This window comes from Paenibacillus wulumuqiensis (genome assembly GCF_000971965.1).
GTDB lineage: Bacteria > Bacillota > Bacilli > Paenibacillales > Paenibacillaceae > Saccharibacillus > Saccharibacillus wulumuqiensis.
The window spans coordinates 441,572-463,741 of sequence record NZ_LAQP01000001.1 but is presented as its reverse complement, the minus strand read 5'-3'; the positions used below and the strand labels follow the sequence as shown (position 1 = coordinate 463,741).

Sequence of the window (22,170 nt, the reverse complement as noted above, 5' to 3'; positions counted from 1 at the left end):
AGCTCAAACACGTTATTATGGAAGGAGTGGACATAAATAGAGATGAGGTCTGTGGATGAAGGTAAGAGAGTGGATTAACCATGAAGGAATCAGACGGATTATTGTATTATTGATCCTTGTACTGATTGTTTATTCAATGACCAGCATGATGAATATCATTCTGATGACCCTGCTGCTAACTATATTGATTGGCAGCTTGTATAACGGCGTGATGAAGCTGTTTCGCCGGGTAATTCCTAATGTATCACCGTTCTTCGTGATTCCGCTTGTGTACATTGTACTGGTTGGTGTGATCGGCTGGGGGGTCTATCGCATGGTGCCGACTGTCAGTACGCAGGTTGTGCAGATTTACGGAATGATACAGGATGTATACATGAATCCGCAGGAAAGCAAATGGAATCATTATATTGTGGAACTGCTGCGCACCCTCAACATCGAGCAGGTGCTGGAAAATGTAGGACACTTTATCGGACCGGGATTTACGGTGCTGCTCAAGATTAGCCAGATCGGCTCGCAGCTCTGTATTGCCCTGCTACTGAGTCTGTTCTTTTTACTGGATCGTTCGCATATTATGCGGTTTACTTCATCGTTTCAGGATAGCAAGCTCAGCTGGTTCTTCAAGGAAGTGGGCTATTTCGGCAAAATGTTCCTGAACACATTTGGTAAAGTCATCGAAGCGCAGCTGCTGATTTCCTTTATCAATACGATTCTGACGATTGGGGCGCTGTGGATCATGGGCTTCCCGAATCTGGTCGGTCTGGCGGTGATTGTATTCGTGCTCGGTTTGGTGCCGGTAGCCGGGGTATTCATTTCCTTGATACCGCTCAGTCTCACTGCACTCAGTGTAGGCGGCATCAAATATGTACTGTATCTAATCATTCTAATCCTGATCATTCATGCGATTGAGGCCTATCTGCTGAATCCAAAGCTGATGTCCAGCAAGACGAATCTGCCGGTATTTTATACGTTTGTCATTCTGATTTTCTCCGAGCATTTTATCGGGCCATGGGGACTGATTATCGGTATTCCGTTGTTCGTCTTCTTCCTCGACCTGATTGGTGTCAACCGGGGCAAGGCAGGCCCGCCCAAAGAAGAAATCCCTGTATCAAGGCTGCCGGAGTAAATCAGGATACGATCAGACTGCCTACACAGACACAAATGAGCCGTTATGTGGATGCTGCCTATAGACGTTTTCTCCGATTATTTTGGGGGAAGCGTCTTTTTGATTTGGCAATAAACCTGCTGAAATAGAAAATATTTGGTGTATGAATAAATAAATTTCGATTTTACAAAATTCATGACTTTTGTATATATTTCCATGATAAGATATTGCTGTTACATACTATTCCGGTTACAGGGGGCAATTTATGGTTACATGGAACGGACTGAAGTCCAAAGGGTTGAAAACACTGCTGGCAGTATCGCTGGCCTGGCCGCTACAAATGGCATTTGGCGGAGAGGACATGACGGTTCATGCAGAGACAGCCAGTGATCCGGCACCTTTTATCGCTGCCAAAGTGATAAATGAAAACGCTGGCAAAAAAGTACTGTTCGACAATACGCATGGTCAGACGGCTGGTGCAGCGGACTGGGTCATCGATGGCGGATTCTCGGATTTTGCCAATGGACTGGCGAATGACGGCTACGATGTCCGGGAACTGCGCAAGACCGTATCATTTACATATAGCGATCTGAGCCCATATGACGTGTTCGTTATCGCTGAACCGAATATTCCTTTCAAAACAAGTGAACAGGCTGCCATGGAGCAGTACGTGGAGAGCGGCGGCAGCATTTTCTTCATTGGCGATCACTATAATGCCGACCGCAACAAAAACCGCTGGGACGGATCAGAGTCAATCAACGGATTCCGCCGCGGAGCATGGGCAGATCCTGCCAAAGGAATGTCTGAAGCCGAGCGTAATTCGGCAGCGATGAAGGATGTCGTCAGTTCGGACTGGCTGTCCGACAACTTTGGTATCCGTTTCCGCTATAATGCACTGGGAGATATCAATGCGACGAATGTAGTGGCTCCCGAGCAGGCATTTGGTATTACGGAAGGTGTAAGCAGTGTAGCAATGCACGCAGGCTCCACACTGGCGATTACCGATCCGACCAAAGCAAAGGGTATCGTCTATCTCCCGGAGACCAATGATGCCTGGGGCAATGCGGTAGATCAGGGCGTCTATAATGGCGGCGGAGTGGCAGAAGGACCTTATGTTGCCGTCTCCAAGCTGGGGCAGGGTAAAGCGGCATTTATCGGTGATTCTTCGCCTGTAGAAGATGCGACACCAAAATATCTGCGCGAAGAGACAGGCACCAAGAAAACAACGTATGACGGATTCAAGGAAGTGGATGATGCCACTCTCCTGGTCAACACCGTGAACTGGCTGTCCACAGACGAGAACTATACCCGTCTGGATCAGGTAGAAGGTCTGGTACTGGATCAGCCTACACCACAGCTGGCGATTGAGACGCCGCAGACATCGACGGAACCGCAGGCAGAACCATGGTCTGCACCGGCAGCCGGCTATAACTGGTGGGACCCGTCCACCTTTAAGCCAGGTTCCTATGGCAGCACGGTAACTGTAGCCAATCCGGTCTACAGCTTCGTACATCAGGCTCAGCTGCCTAATGCCGAGGAGTTCCAGCTGCGCATCGTGGCTAATGATCTGACGCCGAACAGTACGGTGACAGGCTTCAGCACAGGCATATTTGTGACCGGTGGTAACCAGGTAGCCCAGATTCAAAATGCAGATGGTACATGGCCTGCATCGTACGGATACAGTTCCACATACAGTCTGACAGCAGACAGCAAGGGACATGCGATCAAAGATCTGACGATTCGCATCAAGCCGGGTACGACAGGTACAGCAAGTCTGCGTCTGCGCCAGAATGGCAGCAACCTGCTGACCACACCGGTGAATATCGCAAATGTACCGGCAGAACCGCTGCCGGATGATGGCGGTGGAGTGCAGATTCCGGCACTGACGGATATCAAGAGTGCTCGCAATCAATCTCCCGGCACTGTAGTTACAGTCAAGGGCGTAGTGACTTCAGCGCCAGGTTCATTTGGCGGACAGGCATTCTACATGCAGGATGAGACCGGCGGCATCTATGTCTACCAGAACCAGAGCGGATTTGCTCAGGGTGATGTGATTCAGATTACGGCACCGACGACCGTGTATAACTCCGAACTGGAGCTGACGGACCCGATTGCCATTGAGAAAACAGGTACAGCTGCACTGCCTCAGCCTGCTGCTGCGGTGACAGTAAATACCTACAATCAGGGACAACTGATTCAGCTGAAAAATGTAACGATCAGCAATATTGCCAGCGCAACGCCGGCTGGATCATTTGAATTCGATGTGACGAGTGATGTATACACAGCGAGCGAAGTGAAAACCCATGTGCGTGTGGATGGACGCACAGGACTGACACTGGCGGACTTCCCTTACCAGGCCGGTGATCAGGTCGATATCAGCGGGATCGCTGCCATCTTCAAAGACAGCTTCCAGCTGAAACCAAGAGGCATTGCGGATATTACAGCCGCAGAGACCGAAGAACCGACGCCGCCAACCCAAGATCCACTTGCAACGGGCGTTCCGGGTACACCGGTATTGTCCGACAATAACGGACAGGATACCGGTCTGCGTGACGGAGATTACCGGATTACAATGAATATGTGGTGGGGCAATAACGGATCGTCCTACAAACTGTATGAAAATGACAAGCTGATCAGCGAGGGCAAACTGGCTGCCCAATCTCCAGCCGCTCAGGTACTGACGCAGGATATTCAGGGCAAAGCCAACGGCACGTACACGTATATACTGGAACTGACCAACAGCTACGGTACGACCAAAAGCCAGCCGCTGACAGTGGAAGTGAAAGACGCAGCACCAGGCAAACCGGTACTGTCCAGCGATAACTGGGATGGCGATGGCAGCTATTCCATTACGATGAATATGTGGTGGGGAACGAATGCTTCCGAATACCGCCTCTATGAAAATGGTAAATTGATCGATACCCAATCTCTGAAATCAGCGACTCCACAGGCGCAAAATGCAGTCAGCGCAGTGAACGGCCGGGCGCCGGGCGAGTATGTATACACCGCCGAGCTGGTAAATACTGCAGGTTCGACCCGCAGTGAAGAGATGACTGTTCGCGTCACACGTTAAGTTTCATTCATCAGATGAGCTTACGCGACAGACACTGGGCTTCATATTAGAGGAGCTCTCGCGTCACAGTAAGCTGCACCCTGTCAAAGGATTATTTCAAAAAGCCCCGAATCTTACCGCCGCAGATACTGCAGCAGAAGATTCGGGGCTTTTTTATGGATTTCTTTTATGGATTCCATATCTCCAGGGTTCCAATGGAAGGGGGATAGCAGGGGAAGGATGGGATATCCGGTATAAGCGTAATCGTCCCATATCCATATCGTCACTCTTCCGATCAGGACAGTACAGAGATCAGCAGCAGTACCCATCCGGCCAGGAACAGCAGGCCGCCAAGCGGGGTGATTGCTCCCAGCTTGCGTATACCGCTCAGACTCAGTGCATACAGGCTGCCCGAGAACAGAATAATACCGACAAACAAGCACCAGCCTGCAGCGATTGCCAGACTTTGCCCATTCAGGAAATTCGGGGACAATGCGCCGATAATGAGCATGCCAAGACTGTGGGCAATATGATACTGAATGCCCGTTTCATAAATTTTCATCATATCGGGGGAGAGCTTAGCCTTTAGCGCATGAGCGCCGAATGCTCCCAGCGCTACTGCGAGAAACATCATAATACTTCCGATCACGAGAATGGATTGCAATGTACGTTCCTCCGTCAATAAGATTTGAGATGCTGAATATGCCACAATTTATCAGATCATACTCAGAGTTTGCGCAGGAAAATATTCTGGATGCTGTGATCCGCTTCCTTGCGCAGAATCAGCTGGGCACGGCCCTTGGTTGGCAGGATATTTTCATGCAGATTTTTGGCGTTAATGGTCTTCCAGGTGTGCTGAGCCGCTTCTTCCGCCTCTTCGGCTGTAAGATGTCCAAACCGGCTGTGAAAATACGAATCCGGATTCTGGAATACTGTCTGGCGCAGCAATTGAAAGCGCTCTACATACCAGCGGGCAATATTGGTCTCATCCGCATCCATATAGATGGAGAAGTCAAAAAAGTCACTGACAAACAGCGGCGACTGCTTCTTCACCTGCAGCACATTAATGCCCTCGACAATCAGAATATCGGGGTTATTGATAATGCTCTCTTCATCGGGAATTCTATCATAGGTCAAATGCGAGTATTTGGGCGCCCTTACGTTAGGCTTGCCGGATTTGATATCTCCCATAAACTCCATCAGCCGTTTAATATCATAACTTTCCGGAAAACCTTTACGGTTCATAATGCCTTTCTCTTCCAGTACCGCTTTGGGATACAAGAATCCGTCTGTTGTAACCAGATCGACTCGGCGATGGGTATCCCAGCGAGAGAGTAGGGTCTGCAGCAGACGCGCAGTGGTACTTTTACCGACGGCGACACTACCGGCAATACCGATAATAAAAGGAGTCTTGCGGGCTTTTTTCTTAAGAAAAGTAGTGGTGAGCTGGTGAAGCTGCTGAGAAGCGCCCACGTACAGGTGAATCAGGTGGGTTAGCGGTAGATAGACCTCTTCCACTTCCTGCAGAGAAACATGCTCATTCAATCCTCTCAGCTGTTCAAGTTCCGATTCGGTTAAAGGTAGTGGTGTATGGTGATCTCTCAAGGAAGCCCAGTCCTTGCGATCGAACTCGATGTATGGCGAATAACGTTTCATGTGCTCTCACTTTCTGCATTTTTTATTTCTAGTGTAACAAATTTGGCGCATAAAAACCTCCTTTCTTCGTATAATGAAATACTGCAGTTCAATTTGGGTAAAGAATATAATATATTTTAAGGCCAAATTTATTATGGTTAGTTACAAGTTTGCTAAAGATTTTAGGTATAAGCAGTGTTAATATAGATTACATAGGGAATTAGGACTATAGGTTATGTAAATTTGTACATTCTATTCAGCTACATAACAGGCTGGGGTCTTTGCTTGTGATAGGAGGGGACTTATCTTGACCAAATCCGTTAATCGACATTTTGTTCCGGTTCGCAGCTATACTCATTTTAGCAATGACAAAAATATAAACGATTTCAATATAGAAGATATGGAGAACTGTACGGTAGAGCAGTTTGCCGAAATGCTCGATACCCTTGAACTGATGCCATATCGTAACACGAATGCAGCCGTTGCAGTCGTACAAAAGGCTCTCATTCTGGCGGAGAAGCTGGATAATGAGGAGCTGAGTCAGCGTACCCGGCTGATCCAGTCGGACGTGATGGCCCGGCAGGGAAAAGTGGCGGAAGCCGGCCGGATTATGTTCCATATTCATCAGTGGGCAGAGCAAAATGAGCATGCTCATATTCTCGCACGCAGTCATCGTCTGATTGCGGGGTTTTACCGCCGGGTAGGTGATAATGAGAGCGCATTGCAGCATGCAATAGCCGGGCTGAGGGAGCTCCCGGATACGGCTCCACCTTCCACACGGGCAGATCATTTGATGATGCTGGCGCTTACGCTGGACGAAGTCGGTGCCTATGAGGATTCGGAGCGCCGCTTTCAGGAAGTGCTCATGCTGGCTACGCTGATGGATGATACCCAGCTGTTAATGTTTGCACTCAATAATATGGCTTATACCCGCTATGAGATGGGACAGGCCGAAGAAGCATATCGATTGATCACCAAACTGCGTGAGCTGGCCACACGCAAGCATGTCGAGCTGGGTGCTTCCCAGCTGGATACGATTGCTCAGGTAGAGATATTGCTGGGGCAGCCGGCCAAAGCCGAGCAGACACTGGCTCCGGTCGTGAATGATCCGCTCAGCCGCAAACTCGGCGATCTGATGGTTCTGCCGGAATGCCTGCTGACAACTGCAGAAGCGCAGCGACATCAAGGCAAATTGATCGAAGCACAGGCCACTCTGGATGAAGCAAGACATCTATGCCATGAGCATGGACTACCCGGACTGATGGTCCGCGCCCTGCTGCAGCAATCAGAGTTGTATGCGGCGGCAGGCGATTACCGCAGTGCCTATGAAGAGCATAAGCGCTATCATGAAGCAGGAGAAAAACTGCGTTCCAGTGAACGGGAAGCGCGGGCACGCATTATGCAGATTGCCTTTGATGCAGAGGAAGCCCGAAGAGACAGTGAGCTGTTCCGTGAGCTAGCACTGCGTGATCCGCTGACCGGCTTGCATAATCGCCGATATATCGAGCCTTATATGGATGGATTGTTGGAAGAATCGTTTACCCAGGGCAAGTCGGTGACGGCGATATTGATTGATCTGGATCATTTTAAGACCATTAATGATACGCTTTCCCATCAGGTCGGTGATACAGTGCTGGTGCATCTGGCCAAAATCCTGTCGCTTACGGCACCGTCTTCGTCGGCACTCGCGAGAATTGGCGGCGAAGAGTTTCTGGCCGTACTGCCGGATACGGATGCAGCCGAGGGATTGCGGCAGGCAGATAAGTTATGTCAGGCGATTCATTCGGCAGACTGGAGTTCCATTACCGGGAATCTGCCGGTGACTGCCAGTCTCGGCGTAAGCACGATGGCCAGAGTAGCCACCAACCGAACCGAATTGTTGGCGCTTGCAGATCATCGTCTGTACCAGGCCAAACATTCGGGACGCAATTGTGTCGTTGGTGATTCCCTGTAAAGTAAGAGATTGGCTGGCAATTTGGATCGAAAAAGCGGATAATGGTATATTGAACCTCTATTATTTCCAAGAAGGAGGCATATCTATGTCTGATCATTCATCACCTCAGGGCGCTGCTCCTGATCATATAACACTGTCTGTGCTGGATCTGGCACCTATCAATGAAGGGGCTACCGCCGCAGATGCTTTGCGTAACAGCCTGGATCTCGCCCAGCATGCCGAGAAATGGGGATACAATCGCTACTGGGTAGCCGAGCATCACAATATGCCCGGAATCGCCAGCTCTGCGACTTCGGTCGTTATTGGATACCTGGCAGGTGGAACATCCACGATCCGCGTGGGCTCCGGCGGTATTATGCTGCCCAACCATGCACCGCTCGTCATTGCCGAGCAGTTCGGTACGCTGGAATCCCTGTATCCCGGACGAATCGATCTGGGCCTTGGACGCGCACCGGGTAGTGACCGCCGCACGACATTGGCGTTACGCCGGGATATCAACAGCGGGGAGGATTTTCCCGAACTGCTGGACGAGCTGACACGGTTCTTCGATTCGTCGGCCACTTCGTATCATGCACCGGTACGTGCAGTGCCGGGTGAAGGATTGTCAGTACCGATCTGGCTGCTCGGTTCGAGTGACTTCAGTGCCAGACTGGCCGCCCAGAAAGGACTGCCGTTTGCTTTTGCAGGACATTTCTCGCCGGATTATACACAGCGTGCGCTGCGAATTTACCATGAGTATTTTACACCATCCGATATACTGCAGGAGCCGTATGCCATGCTCGGTGTAAATGCAATTGCAGCGGATACAGATGAAGAGGCGGAATGGCTCGGAACGACCATGCAGCAGCAGTTCCTGAATATTATTCGTGGACGCACCGGTCAGATCAAGCCACCGGCTGACATGACCGGCAAATGGTCGGACTATGAGCAGGCTGCTGTCGAGAAGCAGCTTCGCTCCACGATCAAAGGCGGACCGGAGACGATCAAAAAAGGCCTGCAGCAGTATATCGCAGATACCGGCGTGAATGAACTGATCATTACGAGCATGATCTATGATCATCAGGCACGTCTGCATTCCTACGAGATCATCAGCGAAGCAGCAGGTATCCGCAAGTCGATACAGTCCCGCTGATCCTATCCAGGCAAATGACATGAATTCGGCAGACAGGCCATATGACATCTATGACATCACCGAAAATCATACCGATACCATTAGGAAAACCGGCATTGCGCTCTACAGGCAATGCCGGTTTTGTGCTGTATGCTTGCCGTCCGTACAGCTATCCAAAGCAAGTGAGCGGACCCATCATCAGCATGTGGCCGCAGGCTGCCGAATTGGATATCTGTATTCATGGTTGATACAATTGGGGTTCATGCCGTGTGACTGCGGGTATAAGACCCCATAACTGTCCAATTGCCAAACTTAACAGCACAAGATACGATTTCCCTCTCCAGCATCGAACAAAAAAAGACCGCTTTGATGAGGGTCCTCTTTGTGAAGGGAGTGTAGAGCGTGACCAAGAGGGATGCTTATTTTGATAATGTCAAATTCCTGCTGATTCTGCTGGTCGTGATCGGCCATCTGATTGAGCCGCTATATGATGACCCGCTGCTGCGACCGCTGTATTTATTGATTTATTCTTTTCATATTCCGATGTTTGTGCTGATCTCCGGCTACTTTGCCAAAAATATCGGTACGGGTGATTACCTGAACAAGGTGATCAGCAGACTGGTCATTCCCTATCTGGTATTCGAGACGCTGTATTCGCTGTTCGACTACTGGATCTATGATCGTGCAGAGCTGGTTTTTTCCTATTTTACCCCCTACTGGCTGATGTGGTTCTTTTTCAGTATGATTCTGTGGAAGGTAGCCATGCCTTATATTATTCGTATCCGGTATGCGCTGCCAATCGCCATAGGGATTGCTCTGTTAGCCGGTTATGCAAATGATGCCCAGTATTACGCCAGTGTCTCACGGACAATTGTATTTTTCCCGTTTCTCCTGGCAGGCTATTATCTGGACAAATCCGTGATCAGCCGGCTGCACAGCAGGGGAGCACGCCTCCTGTCTGTGGTGGTGCTGGGAGGTTCCTTTGCCATGATCTGTCTGTATTCGCAGCTGTATCGCAAGGAATGGTTCTACGGCAGCTTCTCGTATGAAACTCTGGGGCATAATGAATGGAGTGCGGGCATCTATCGGATCGGCGTCTATGCGCTTGCCGTACTGGTCGGTGGAGCAGTACTCAGTCTGGTACCGCGCCGCACGATTCCGGTCATATCGGGAATGGGCATGAACACGTTGTACACGTACCTGCTGCATGGATTCCTGATCATGGCGCTGACTGCAGGCGGACTGTATGACATTTTGGATTCGACAGCCAGCAAGCTGCTGCTGATTCCGCTGGGACTGGTTATTACGGTTATACTGTCGCTTGGCAGTATTCGAACCTGGCTGCGCTGGCTGGTGGAGCCGCGTGCCCGCCGAATGTTCAAGCGCAATCCCGGTCGTGCCGGCAGGGAAGGGCAGACAGAGCACGGATAGGCAGCTATAGGTAGTCAGAGCGTCTGTCTTTTGTTAAATGAAAATCTGTTCATTATCCGCTTTGTCCACCTGTGTCGGGCAAATAAATATGGAAAATGTACAAGATAATCTGTATTTGTTTCATTTAATTTTGATTTTAAATTACGTTATAATCAGGTGGGGCAATCATCATACACATAGGAGGAACAACAGTCATGCAAAATCTGCAATCAACGGTTCAATTGTCCAATGGCGTCGAGATGCCATGGTTCGGGCTCGGTGTCTACAAGGTGGAAAATGGTGATGAAGTCGTAAGCTCGGTCAAATGGGCAATCGAAGCGGGTTACCGAAGTATCGATACTGCAGCGCTTTATCAGAATGAAGATGGTGTGGGTCAGGCGATCCGGGAATCCGGCGTACCGCGTGAAGAGCTGTTTGTGACAACCAAAGTATGGAACTCGGATCAGGGCTATGACAGCACCCTTCAGGCTTTTGAACAGAGCTTGAGCAAGCTGGGACTGGAGTATGTGGACCTGTACCTCGTACACTGGCCGGTCAAAGGCAAGTACAAAGATACCTGGAGAGCACTGGAGAAGCTGCATGATGACGGCAAAGTCCGTGCGATCGGCGTATCCAATTTCCAGATTCATCATCTGGAGGATCTGCTGGCAGATGCCAAAGTTCGTCCAGTGGTCAATCAGGTTGAGCTTCATCCGCTGCTGAGCCAGGTGGAGCTGCGCAATTACTGCAAAGAGCAGGGCATCCAGATCGAAGCCTGGGCCCCGCTGGCACAGGGACGTCTGCTGGATAACGAAGTGCTGCAGGGCATTGGTGAAAAATACGGCAAATCCATCGCTCAGGTACTGCTGCGCTGGGATCTGCAGAGCGGCATCGTGACAATTCCCAAGTCGATCAAGCAGGATCGTATTGTACAAAATGCGGACATTTTCGATTTTGAATTGTCGCCGGAAGATATGAAGCAAATCGATGATCTGAACCAGAATCAGCGTTTTGGCGCCGATCCGGATAACTTTGACTTCTAATATCGCTATGTATAAGAAAACCGGATAAAAGACTGCAAATAAAAGAATGCAAAAAGACCGACACACCCTAAGCGTGTCGGTCTTTTTATGCGGTCTTGATCAAATTTTGAACTGGTTGACCACGGTCTCCAGGGAAGAGGACATTTCTTTCAATCTTTCGGTTGTAGCTGTCATCTGCGTAAGGGAAGCGGTCTGTTCCTCGGTCATGGAAGAGACTTCTTCGGTGAAGGAGGCAGTCTCTTCGGTGATCCGGGTGATCTCCTGCAGAGCCGTACCTACGGACTGGGTGCCTTTGGACATTTGTTCCACAGAGGTTGCCACATCGGTAATCTGGGCACTGAGTGAATCAATCTGCTGCACAATGGTACCAAAACTATCCCCTGCTTCATTCAGGGAAATCACACCCTCTTCCACATTGCTGGCACTGTCGGTAACGAGCTGTACGATACTCTGAATACCGGTAGTCATGGAGGTGATAATGACACTGATTTCTTTGGTAGAACGGGAGGACTGATCGGCCAGCTTGCGAATTTCATCCGCAACGACGCTGAATCCCTGACCGTGCTCTCCGGCTCTTGCCGCTTCAATCGCTGCGTTGAGTGCCAGCAGGTTGGTCTGGTTCGACGTCTCCGAGATGTAGCCGGTGATCGACAGAATCTCTCGTGAACGATCAGCCAGCTCACGCACACTATTTTGGATTTCTTTAAAGGCATGCGCCATGCCTTCTACGCTGCTGACACTGCGATGGATTTTCGCTTCGCCGACAGAAGCCAGATCCTTGGTCGTTCTGGCGAGACTGGCGACTTCATGGGTTGTACCGGCGACATCATCGAGACCTGCGATAGATTGCTCCATGACCGCGGAGATGTCTTCTGTACGGGATACCTGATTCTCTGCACCTTCGGCTACACGCTGGATCGAATGAGCGACTTCAGCGGCAGACCGTGCATTTTCGGAAGCGCCTTTTTCCAGTTGAACGGATGCATCAGCCAGCTCCAGGGTATTATCTTTGATTTCACTGATAATCTGCTGAAGACTGGTAAGAAGTGCATTGGTCGCATCGCCCAGATCCCGCATCTCGTCATTGCTTCTCACTTCGATCCGGCGTGTCAGATCCCCACCGGAAGAAGCGATATCATCAATAGTTGCTGTAACCGCCTTGACGTTATGGCTGATTCGGCGGGAGATGAAAGTACCGATTACAATGGACAGCACCGTAACCGCTGCCAGCAGGGAATAGAGCAGAATTTTCAAGCTGATATTACTGGAATGGATATCTTCTACACGCTGGATCGTTAACTGTGTCTCGGTATCGAGGAATGTATCCAGCTGCTGCCGGAACGCATCCATATCGGTCTTGCCCGGATCGGTGACAAAAAATTGATTCAATGCTGCCGTATTATTGGCCCGCTTGAGCTCAATAACCGGTTCACCGGCGATATTAATCCAGTTCTCGATCCGGCTTTTGATCGCATTTAGTTTTTCCTGCTGACTCGGATTGTCTGCGAGAAGTGGGTACAGCGCATTATAATTGGCTACCCATTTCTTTTTGCCATCATCATAAGGAACCAGATAGCTATCTTCACCCGTAATCACGAAGCCGCGTTGACCTGTCTCCATATCTACGACATTAAGTTTCATCTTGTTAGCCAGATCATGAACCTGCATATCATGACTTGCAACAAAGGTCATACTCTGTTCCAGTTGATTGATCTTGGAATGCACAATCACAATCGTCGCTGCAAAACAAAGCACAATAATAATGTAGCCCAGCAGGATTTTATTCATAATATTCATTTTGAATTTCATAGTCCACCTCTGTTTGTAGGATTAGGTAATATGGGCAATATAAACACTATATCGGTGTCCAGTTTTTAAATATATATCATTCTTTAGAACCAATTTACATATTATTACCATAAAATACAAGTTAAGTATCAGGAGCATCTGTAAATAATTCAATTTTATCTATAAAAAATTCCTCCTGTACTCCACTGCGAATTTTTATACTTAATCCAGAAAGCAGAACCTGCCGGAATATACTGATCCATCCGATACAAGGGAGTGAGTATTGTGGATAACGATGCATTGCAATTTCTGGTATTCTGGTCAATCAATGATGCGCTGCATGCTGAACCGCTCAAGCGCCAGCTTGATGAATTGCAGGCTTGTGGCATTCAGGGAGTGGTATTCCATCCACGTTATTACCCGGATCATCCGCCATATATGAGTCAGGACTATCTGGATGTTTTGTCAGAGGTGATTCTCTATGCCCGTTCGATTGGAATGATTTTCTGGATATACGATGAGAATGGCTGGCCATCCGGCACAGCAAGCGGACAGGTGATTGCCCGGCATCCGGAGCTGGTCTGTGAATGGCTGGAATGGACAGGAGATCATTCAGGGCAGCAGAATCAGACGGTGATCCGTTCCAGATCTGCGGTATCTTCACTGGATAGAGAGGCGACGAAAGCCTTTATCGAGATTACTCATGAAGGATACCGAAAAGGTCTGCAGCCGAAGGCTTTTGAATATGTAACCGGATTTTTCTCGGATGAGGTCGGTTTTCTGGATGGGCATAGTGTGTCTGTGGAGAAAGGAGGCGTTCCCTGGTACAGAGAGCTGCCGGAGCGGTATCGGATACGCTACGGCGAGGCACTGGAGCCTCTGCTGCCGCTGCTGTTCATCGAAGAGGAAGAATGGGAAAGGAATCGGACAGCAGCAAATGCCCGGCAGCCTGCTTTAACTGCTGCTGGGAAGGAATCATTCGCAGCGGGTGATAATGGACGGGCTGCAGACGCGATAAGTGCGCATTATTATCATTACAGCAGTTCTACCGGTCAGCATGACCGACCGCTTGGCCGGGCACAGGAGCTGCGAATACGTTACTGGGAACTGCTGACGGACGCGCTGATCGAAGGATTCTATCGTCCGATTGCCGAGTGGTGTGCACGCCATGGCAAGCTGTTCACCGGTCATCTGAAAGGAGAAGAAAACCCGTTCTTCCAGCTGCCGCACAGCGGCTCTTGCTTCAGTGTACTGCAGGGGCTAACTTTGCCGGGCATTGATGCGCTGGAGCGCTATCCCGGTAATGACTTCTATCCGCGAATGGTGCATTCCATCTCGATGCAGCAGGGAAGAAGCGGTTGTCTGGCTGAGGCACATGGCGGCAGTGGGTGGGGAGTGACACCAGCGACCTTTTCCCGGTATATGCTCTGGCTGGCCGGACACGGTCTGCGCCAACTGGTACTGCATCTAAGCCAGTATGAACTGGGCTCGCAAGCTGTACATGACTGGCCGCCTTCCCTGCCACTGCATCTAAGCTGGAGAAAAGCATTTCCGGCGGTACTGCAATCGATTCGGGAGCGGGTGCAACAGCTGCCTGATCTGCGCAGTGAGCAGCCGGAGCTGCTCATCGTAACGCCCACGCGTGGTGTGATGGCTTACTTTCAGCCAGACGAAGCGATGGTAATCAATGTGCATGATGGAGACGGTGTACCGGATACACCGGCGGGCAGAATAAGCAATTCCTTTATGGAGCTGGTGGAGTGCTGTCATCAGGCAGGAGTTCACTATGAATTTACCGAAGAACGAACATTGGAAGAGACGGCAATAGTAAAAAAAGGCAGTGTTTGTATCGGTGCCCGCAGCTATTCGAGAGTCATGCTGGCTTCGGGCTGTGTATGGCAGGCACAGGAAGGCGATTCCCATCGTACGCTGATAGACCGGATGATCGAGGCAGGAATTACGCTGATAGAACCGGATGATCTATATCTCTATGCGAGCAGCCGGAACAAGGCAGAGCAGGGGAAATACGATACGCTGGCCGTCACAGACCATCCCGAGAAGAGGGTGCGCTATGCCGATCTGACTCCGGTCGTTGCAGCGCAATCTCCATGGATAATGACAAGGCCTGCTTCCAATAGCTTTACACTGTACTGGGAAGACAAGGACAGTGGATGGTGGAGTACACGGGTGAAGATGGATGGGGATTCGCTGGCTTCCCAGGCTGCACTGTTTCAATTGGTTATGCTGGATCAGCCGCTGGCTGTAATGATAAACGATCAGTATATTGCTGTTGATCAGAAGGGGAACACGGAGTCGACGAAGCGACCTTATCGCTATGGTATTGAAGCGTCGCTGCTTGGGGGGAGAGAAGATCTTCATATCAGTGTACAGATGGAGCCTATGGCTGAGCCCGATCCGGTTGCATTTCTGGAAGGGGAATTTCTGGTATATAGCGATACTCCTTACAGGCCCAAAGATGAGAGGCAGTGTTACACAAGCGGCCCTCTGCGTATAACGGGGATGCCGAATAAGCAGAATAATCAGACGATAATACTCGATCCCGGTTCATTGATCGAATCAGGGTTTCCTTTTTACAGTGATTCGGTAGAGATGAGCGCCACTCTATCTGTCAGTATGGACGAGCTGAAGGAAGGGTCAGAAGCGCTCTATTTGCAGTTAACCGGAGTGGATGCAGATGCCGCTTATATACAAATAGACGGTCAGTCAGCAGGCTATTGTTGGGCACCGGATTGGAAGATAGAGCTGCCGTCAGAAATAGGAGAAGCAGCACCAACAAGTAATGCAAACGGAAAGAATTGGCATGATTCGGAAACTACAGAGATCCTGCTGGAAATTACAGTTGAACTTATTCCCAGCACGTATAATCGTTACGGACCGCATCTGCATCGGGATGGAGATCGTCATGTCGTCAGCCCGGATCAGTACAGAGGAATAAAGAACTTTGCCGATGATCCGGATGCACCGTCTTGTACCCGGGGAGAAGACTACCATTTTGTGAACTGCGGAATAACAGGTGAGGTGAGACTGCTGCGAGGGAGATCTTTTCCAGCGGATATAAAGGTAACATGATGTTGGGACAGGATGGACATTCCCGGATGACAATTTACATGTCAGCAGTTGCAGGCAGACCGGGCGGTCTGCCTTTTTGTCTTGATCTTACCGCAGAGATATGATTAACTGCTTCATACATACGTATCCATATTTCATCACCTATAAAAAAACACAAAAGCATAACTGGAGGAATTGCCTGTGAGTGAGATAGTGACCCGAATAATCCTGACCGACGACATGTTATACCGAGAATCCCTGGAACTGAGAGATCGTGTGCTGCGTCAGCCGCTTGGCATGAGTCTCTGGGATGAGAATCTGGAAGATGAAGAGTATGCGACCCATATTGTCGCTCTCTACGAGGGGCGGGTAGTTGGAGTACTGCTGCTCAAGCCAGTAGATTCGCGTACCTTGCAAATGAAGCAGGTAGCTGTGGACGAGACACTTCGCGGGCAGAATATCGGACGCAAGCTGGTTCAGCATGCCGAAGAAGCTGCACGGACACAGGGCTACCGGGACATTATGTTGCATGCCCGGCAGGTAGCTGTTCTTTTTTATGAGAAATTGCAGTATGAGATTACCGGTGAGCCGTTCACCGAGATTGGCATTCCGCATCGTATTATGGTGAAGACGCTGACAAAAGAGGAACCACTGTATTATGACTCGGCATATACGACCAGCTGGGATACGATTATCACCGAAGCTTATGAACACAAGGGCCAGTATTATGTCTGTCTGGAAGAGACGGCTTTTTATCCCGAAGGTGGAGGGCAGCCCTGCGACACAGGCATGATCAACAATATAAAGGTACTGGATGTGCAGCGCCGGGAGGAGCGGATCGTTCATCAAGTGGAGCAGCACGCCAGTTTGGAGACAGGCACTGCAGTTCACTGCGAGATCGACTGGCAGCGCCGGTTCGATCATATGCAGCAGCACAGCGGACAGCATCTGCTCTCAGCCATCTGTCTGAGCCACCTTGGAGCAGCAACGCTCAGCTTTCATATGGGTGAAGATTATGCCACTATTGATATTGACCGTCCGGCGCTGTCTGCTGCCGAGATGAATGAACTGGAACAAAAGGTAAATGAGCATATTTACCGCAATCTGCCGGTACATAGCTATTTTGTCACCGAAGAAGAACTGGCCGGGCTGACACTGGTCAAGATGCCCAAAGTGACCGATCATATCCGGATCGTCGAAATTGAAGGAATTGAGCACAACGCCTGCGGCGGTACCCACGTCTCCCGCACCGGTGAACTGGGCATCCTGAAGCTGTACCGGGCCGAGAAGCAAAAAGGGCATATCCGGCTGTATTTCAAATACGGCTACCGTGCACTGGCCGATTACAGGGAAGCTCTGGAGACGCTGGATGTATTCACCACCCGTTTCAATACGGGGCGCAAGGATGTAGTTGAGCGTTTCCGCAAATGGGAAGACGAACAGCAGCAGCTGAGAGCAGAGGTGGATCAGCTGCGCCGTGAAAATGATCAGTATCTGGCGGAGCGGCTGATCCGTCAGGCAGAGGCGGCGGATGAGCGTGTACTGGTACATTTATTTGACGATAAATCACCGCAGGATCTGCAGCGTATAGCGAGCCAGCTGCTGACATGGCAGGACCGAAATATACTGTTGGCTACAAAGCGGGATTACAAGATTCTACTGGCACGTCATGAGCAGAGCGAACTGCGCTGCGGCGCTTTTTTCAAAGAGCATCTGGTAGCGTTTGGCGGTAAAGGCGGTGGCAATGACCAGTCTGCACAGGGCGGATTTGCGAATGAAGAAGACCTGCTGGGATTTTATGAATATGCGTCTGCCAGGCTTTCTGAATAGCGATGCAGATCGTATCGCGTTCATCCATGCTATAACGTTGTCTGATGATGCGATTTCATTAGCATAATGGAAGGGAGAGATTGGAAATGGAGCATCCGGCACTTGGCCTCGCTCGTAACGAAGTACGTCTCGCGCCGTATCATCCCGCCTGGAAAGAAGAATTCCAACGTATACGGGAGCTGATCCATACAGCCATTCCGCAGCTGGATAAACAGCAGATTCAGCATATTGGCAGCACAGCCATTAAAGGCATTCAGGCCAAGCCGGTTCTGGATATTGCACTGGGCGTCACGCATCTGGAGGTGGAGGCGCATCAGTATGAATCTGCGCTGCGCAGTATCGGATTTTATCGATTGAAGGTGGAGCGTCCGGATGAGATTGTGTTTGCCCGTTTTCGTGATTCTTCGTTTGAGATCAAAACACATTTTATTCATATGCTCCCATATCGCAGCGAACATTGGCAGGATATGCTGTTTTTCAGAGATTATATGAATACCCATGCAGCTGCTCGTCAGGAGTATGAGGCTGTTAAGAAAGCATTTACCAAGCAAAAGACAGAAGGCATTCAGGAGTACACGGCGCACAAGGAAGCTTATATTCAGCACATATTCCAGCTGAGAAATGCGGAGCAATAGACAGTACTGCCAGTATAAATAAAATACCACAACGTACAGGCACCTGGCATCAGGCTGGGCTGCCTGTACGAAATGATAGTGACTCCGCAGCTTATTTATTCTATAATTTAACAGTAAATACATAAAAGAGAAATGAGGAATAAAATCAATGAAATCTATTCTCCAAAAAGCCGCCGGGCTTCTGCTAACGGCTTGCTTGAGTCTGTCACTCCTGCCGTTCACTGCCCATGCAAGCCCGGCTACACCAGAACAACTGCAAAAAATCGTCGAGTCTACCGCATCAGTGCAGGTTACCTGTCTACCGGTTAAGCATGCTTCTCCATGTACATCCCGTACCTATACAGACGGGCTCATTATAGAACTATTCCAGCAGGCTATTGTTAGAAGTACAGATCTGGAAGGACAGCTGAATTATACGGCAGAATATGAAATTACGGTCCACAAAAAGGACGGAAGCAAAGAGAAATATATGCTCGCACTCGGTAACGAGAAAGGTGCATCTGCCTTGATCGTATCGAACAAAAACGGCCAATCTCACGGCTATGAGACGACAGTGGAATATGCGGATATTCTGCGCAATTTTTTTGCTCCCAAATCAGAACTGACTTTTACCAGTGACCATCTTGTAGTCAAGCATGGTTCCACTCCATTGGATCTTCAATATGGGGGAAGTACCTGGACAGGGATCCAGTCTGATGGTAGCGAGGGAGTCTACTGCGCCATCGGACCTGACCCGCAAACCATAAATGCAGCAATGAAAAAAGCCGCCCCGAAGCTGCCCAAATCGTCTGTGTTGTCAATTACGACAGCCGGCAAGCCGACCAAAGTAACACTGTCTCTGAAAAAAGGCCGGAACTATGCAGAACGCAAAATAACCAATGGCCAATACAAACTGCCCGCCCAGCCGGGATACTACATCTATAGCATAAGCGCACAATGGGACAAAGACCACAGCGTTAACTATGAATTTAGCGTTTATGTAAAATAAGTAGTGATGGCAGATGTTTCATTGCCCAATAGCTCGATAATAAAATAGGTCTGAACAAAGCACCTCTATACGCTTAACGGGAAACCCATCGTGGTTAACCGAAAAACGTATAGAAGTGCTTTTTATTATATTTACTGATGATAAAGGAGAAAATAGTAATTCAAATTTTCTTAATATCACTTTTAAAAGTTAATACAAAAGACTGAAAGATGAAAACGACTATAAAAAGATAGATATATCGAATCGTAAGAAACACTTAAATCAGTATTTTATTTAGATAAACAGCTTCATAAAGTAGATTTAATAGAGGATAATTTTTTCGCCATCATCCAATCTCCTATTCCACTATTAAAATAATTTCAATATATGAAAAATTCACAATAATAAAAACCAATATACCTACCACCAAAACACAAACCCACCATTCATCTCATTCTAGCAACAAAAAAAGAAAAAAGAACATTCACCACCACATCTCAAACCTAAAAGCAAGAAAAAAATCAGAGAAATAACCCTAATATCCACCTATATCTACAATAAAACATCCTATAATTCCAATCATCAGTAGAACTGATAAGACTTATAAGGCATTCTAATTGACCCGTTTCCCACACTGTGATAAGTTCAAAGAAGTAAAATTAATCTGAGCACTATACTAGGGATTAGCATATTGTCATGCTAAATGATGGGGTGAATATCGTTGGAACTTCAAGCAAGTAACAGTCCTTTTACACCGGAGCAGGCCGAGCTTCTCAATCGGCTGCTGCCGACACTAACAGATATGCAGCGAATCTGGCTGAGCGGATATCTGACAGCCGGCATTCAGGCAGGCGGTAGTACAGCCGTCCCTGCCCAGACAGCCATAACCGATACAGCAGTAAATGTACAGACCGCACCGGCCGCATCCAAAGAAGTGACCGTCCTATTCGGTTCACAGACAGGCAATGCCCAGGGACTATCCAAAAAGCTGGCACAACAGCTGACTTCCCAGGGGTTCGATGTAACGCTCTCGTCCATGGGCGATTACAAACCGAACAATCTCAAAAAGGTCCAAAACCTGCTCGTGCTTGTCAGTACACAGGGAGAAGGCGATCCGCCGGATAATGCCATTCCTTTTTATGAATTCCTGCACAGCAAGCGTGCACCACAACTGGCAGATGCCAAATATTCAGTCCTGGGTCTCGGCGATACATCATATGAATTCTTCTGCCAGACAGCCAAGGATTTTGATAAACGTCTGGAAGAGCTCGGCGCAGAACGCATCGTGCCGCGCGCTGACTGTGATGTAGACTTTGAAGAACAGGCTGCCGAGTGGATTGAGAATGTACTGTCCGCTCTTGGTCAAGCCGGGTCCGCAGCCGCTGCGGGCGCATCGGTAGTATCGGGCACGACGGATACAGCGCAACCTGCAGCCGAATCGCCTTACTCCCGTACCCAGCCGTTTCCGGCAGAAGTGCTGGAGAATCTCAATCTGAACGGACGCGGATCGAGCCGAGAGACCCGCCATGTGGAATTGTCTCTCGAAGGATCGGGTCTGCAGTATGAACCCGGCGATAGCCTGGGCGTCTACCCGGAGAATCATCCGCAGCTCGTCGATGAACTGATCGAGGCGATGGACTGGAACGGTAATGAATCGATTGTGATCAACAAAAATGGTGATCATCTGAGCGTACGTGATGCACTGCTGCGTCACTACGAGATCAGTGTACTGACCAAGCCGCTGCTGGAAAAGGTAGCCGGACTGGCAGACCATGAACAGCTATACGATCTGCTTGAAGAAGGACGGGAACAGGACTTGCGCGCTTACCTGAATGGACGCGATCTGCTGGATCTCGTGCAGGATTATAGTCTGAAAGGTATTCCGGCCGATGAGTTCCTGTCGCTGCTGCGCAAAATGCCATCCCGTCTGTACTCCATTTCCAGCAGTATGCAGGCTGCACCGGATGAAGTGCATCTGACCGTACGCAAAGTGGAATACGAACAGCATGGTCGCCAGCGTTATGGCGTATGCTCGGTACATCTGGCCGAGCGTCTGCAGCCGGGAGACACCCTGCCGGTCTATATTCAGCACAATGAGAACTTCAAACTGCCGCATGACGCTTCCACACCGATCATTATGATCGGGCCGGGCACAGGAGTAGCACCATTCCGTGCCTTTATGATGGAACGGGAAGAGACCGGAGCGGACGGCAAGAGCTGGCTGTTCTTTGGAGATCAGCGCTTTGCGACCGATTTCCTGTATCAGACCGAATGGCAGCGCTGGCTCAAAGATGGGGTATTAACACGTATGGATGTAGCCTTTTCCCGGGATACCGATCAGAAGGTATACGTTCAGCACCGTATGATGGAGAGAAGCCGCGAGCTGTATGAATGGATTCAGGAAGGTGCCATTGTCTATGTATGTGGCGATGAGAAGAACATGGCCAACGATGTGCATCTGACCCTGGAGAAAATTCTTGTTCAGGAAGGTAATCTGAGCCAGGAAGCAGCGGCTGAATATATGAGCAATATGCTGCAGCAAAAACGTTATCAGCGGGATGTATATTGATGGGG

The 22,170-nt window shown here is 49.5% G+C and carries 14 protein-coding genes; 11 read left to right on the top strand and 3 right to left on the bottom strand.

The genetic code is table 11. The features are described from left to right. Positions 1 to 55: 55 nt before the first annotated feature. Complete coding sequence (locus WH45_RS10185; protein ID WP_046214245.1) at positions 56 to 1,123, top strand: AI-2E family transporter; 1,068 nt, start codon at positions 56 to 58, stop codon at positions 1,121 to 1,123. 244 nt (positions 1,124 to 1,367) lie between these two features. Further along, a complete protein-coding gene (locus tag WH45_RS10180) occupies positions 1,368 to 4,175 on the top strand; it encodes a chitinase N-terminal domain-containing protein (protein WP_052723710.1) in 2,808 nt (935 codons plus the stop codon). 274 nt (positions 4,176 to 4,449) lie between these two features. Here WH45_RS10180 and WH45_RS10175 read toward each other — a convergent pair whose 3' ends face one another. Next, entirely contained in the window at positions 4,450 to 4,818 is a 369-nt protein-coding gene (locus WH45_RS10175) for a DUF423 domain-containing protein (RefSeq protein WP_046214244.1), read from the bottom strand. 62 nt (positions 4,819 to 4,880) lie between these two features. Then, positions 4,881 to 5,810, bottom strand: coding sequence for a type I pantothenate kinase (gene coaA / locus WH45_RS10170; protein WP_046214243.1), 930 nt, complete (start codon positions 5,808 to 5,810; stop codon positions 4,881 to 4,883). Positions 5,811 to 6,096: 286 nt separating this feature from the next. Here coaA and WH45_RS10165 point away from each other — a divergent pair, with 286 nt between their 5' ends. The 4 genes from WH45_RS10165 to WH45_RS10150 all read left to right on the top strand — a co-directional run bounded on the left by WH45_RS10165 (position 6,097) and on the right by WH45_RS10150 (position 11,307). After that, complete coding sequence (locus tag WH45_RS10165; protein WP_046214242.1) at positions 6,097 to 7,743, top strand: tetratricopeptide repeat-containing diguanylate cyclase; 1,647 nt, start codon at positions 6,097 to 6,099, stop codon at positions 7,741 to 7,743. A gap of 85 nt (positions 7,744 to 7,828) precedes the next feature. Beyond that, positions 7,829 to 8,875 carry an LLM class flavin-dependent oxidoreductase gene (locus tag WH45_RS10160; RefSeq protein WP_046214241.1) on the top strand — a complete coding sequence of 349 codons (1,047 nt, stop codon included), beginning with the start codon at positions 7,829 to 7,831 and terminating at the stop codon, positions 8,873 to 8,875. Positions 8,876 to 9,256: 381 nt separating this feature from the next. Then, the gene (locus tag WH45_RS10155; protein WP_046214240.1) at positions 9,257 to 10,285 is read left to right on the top strand and encodes an acyltransferase family protein; all 1,029 of its coding nucleotides are present in this window, start codon (positions 9,257 to 9,259) and stop codon (positions 10,283 to 10,285) included. A gap of 194 nt (positions 10,286 to 10,479) precedes the next feature. Then, positions 10,480 to 11,307 carry an aldo/keto reductase gene (locus WH45_RS10150; RefSeq protein ID WP_046214239.1) on the top strand — a complete coding sequence of 276 codons (828 nt, stop codon included), beginning with the start codon at positions 10,480 to 10,482 and terminating at the stop codon, positions 11,305 to 11,307. 99 nt (positions 11,308 to 11,406) lie between these two features. Here the strand turns inward: WH45_RS10150 and WH45_RS10145 are convergent, their stop codons facing one another. Then, complete coding sequence (locus WH45_RS10145) at positions 11,407 to 13,116, bottom strand: methyl-accepting chemotaxis protein (RefSeq protein WP_046214238.1); 1,710 nt, start codon at positions 13,114 to 13,116, stop codon at positions 11,407 to 11,409. Between the two features lie 264 nt (positions 13,117 to 13,380). Between WH45_RS10145 and WH45_RS10140 the strand changes: the two genes are divergently transcribed. The 5 genes from WH45_RS10140 (at position 13,381) to WH45_RS10120 (ending at position 22,165) form a co-directional block, all read left to right on the top strand. Then, positions 13,381 to 16,185, top strand: coding sequence for a hypothetical protein (locus WH45_RS10140; protein WP_046214237.1), 2,805 nt, complete (start codon positions 13,381 to 13,383; stop codon positions 16,183 to 16,185). A 180-nt stretch (positions 16,186 to 16,365) separates the two neighbouring features. Further along, a complete protein-coding gene (locus WH45_RS10135) occupies positions 16,366 to 17,994 on the top strand; it encodes a GNAT family N-acetyltransferase (protein ID WP_324292929.1) in 1,629 nt (542 codons plus the stop codon). Positions 17,995 to 18,080: 86 nt separating this feature from the next. Next, on the top strand, positions 18,081 to 18,629 hold the full coding sequence (locus WH45_RS10130) for a GrpB family protein (protein WP_046214236.1): 549 nt from the start codon (positions 18,081 to 18,083) through the stop codon (positions 18,627 to 18,629). 148 nt (positions 18,630 to 18,777) lie between these two features. Further along, positions 18,778 to 19,617 carry a hypothetical protein gene (locus WH45_RS10125; RefSeq protein WP_046214235.1) on the top strand — a complete coding sequence of 280 codons (840 nt, stop codon included), beginning with the start codon at positions 18,778 to 18,780 and terminating at the stop codon, positions 19,615 to 19,617. Between the two features lie 700 nt (positions 19,618 to 20,317). After that, positions 20,318 to 22,165: an assimilatory sulfite reductase (NADPH) flavoprotein subunit gene (locus WH45_RS10120; RefSeq protein WP_046214234.1), complete on the top strand. Its 1,848-nt coding sequence runs from the start codon at positions 20,318 to 20,320 to the stop codon at positions 22,163 to 22,165. The last annotated feature ends 5 nt before the right edge of the window (positions 22,166 to 22,170 follow it).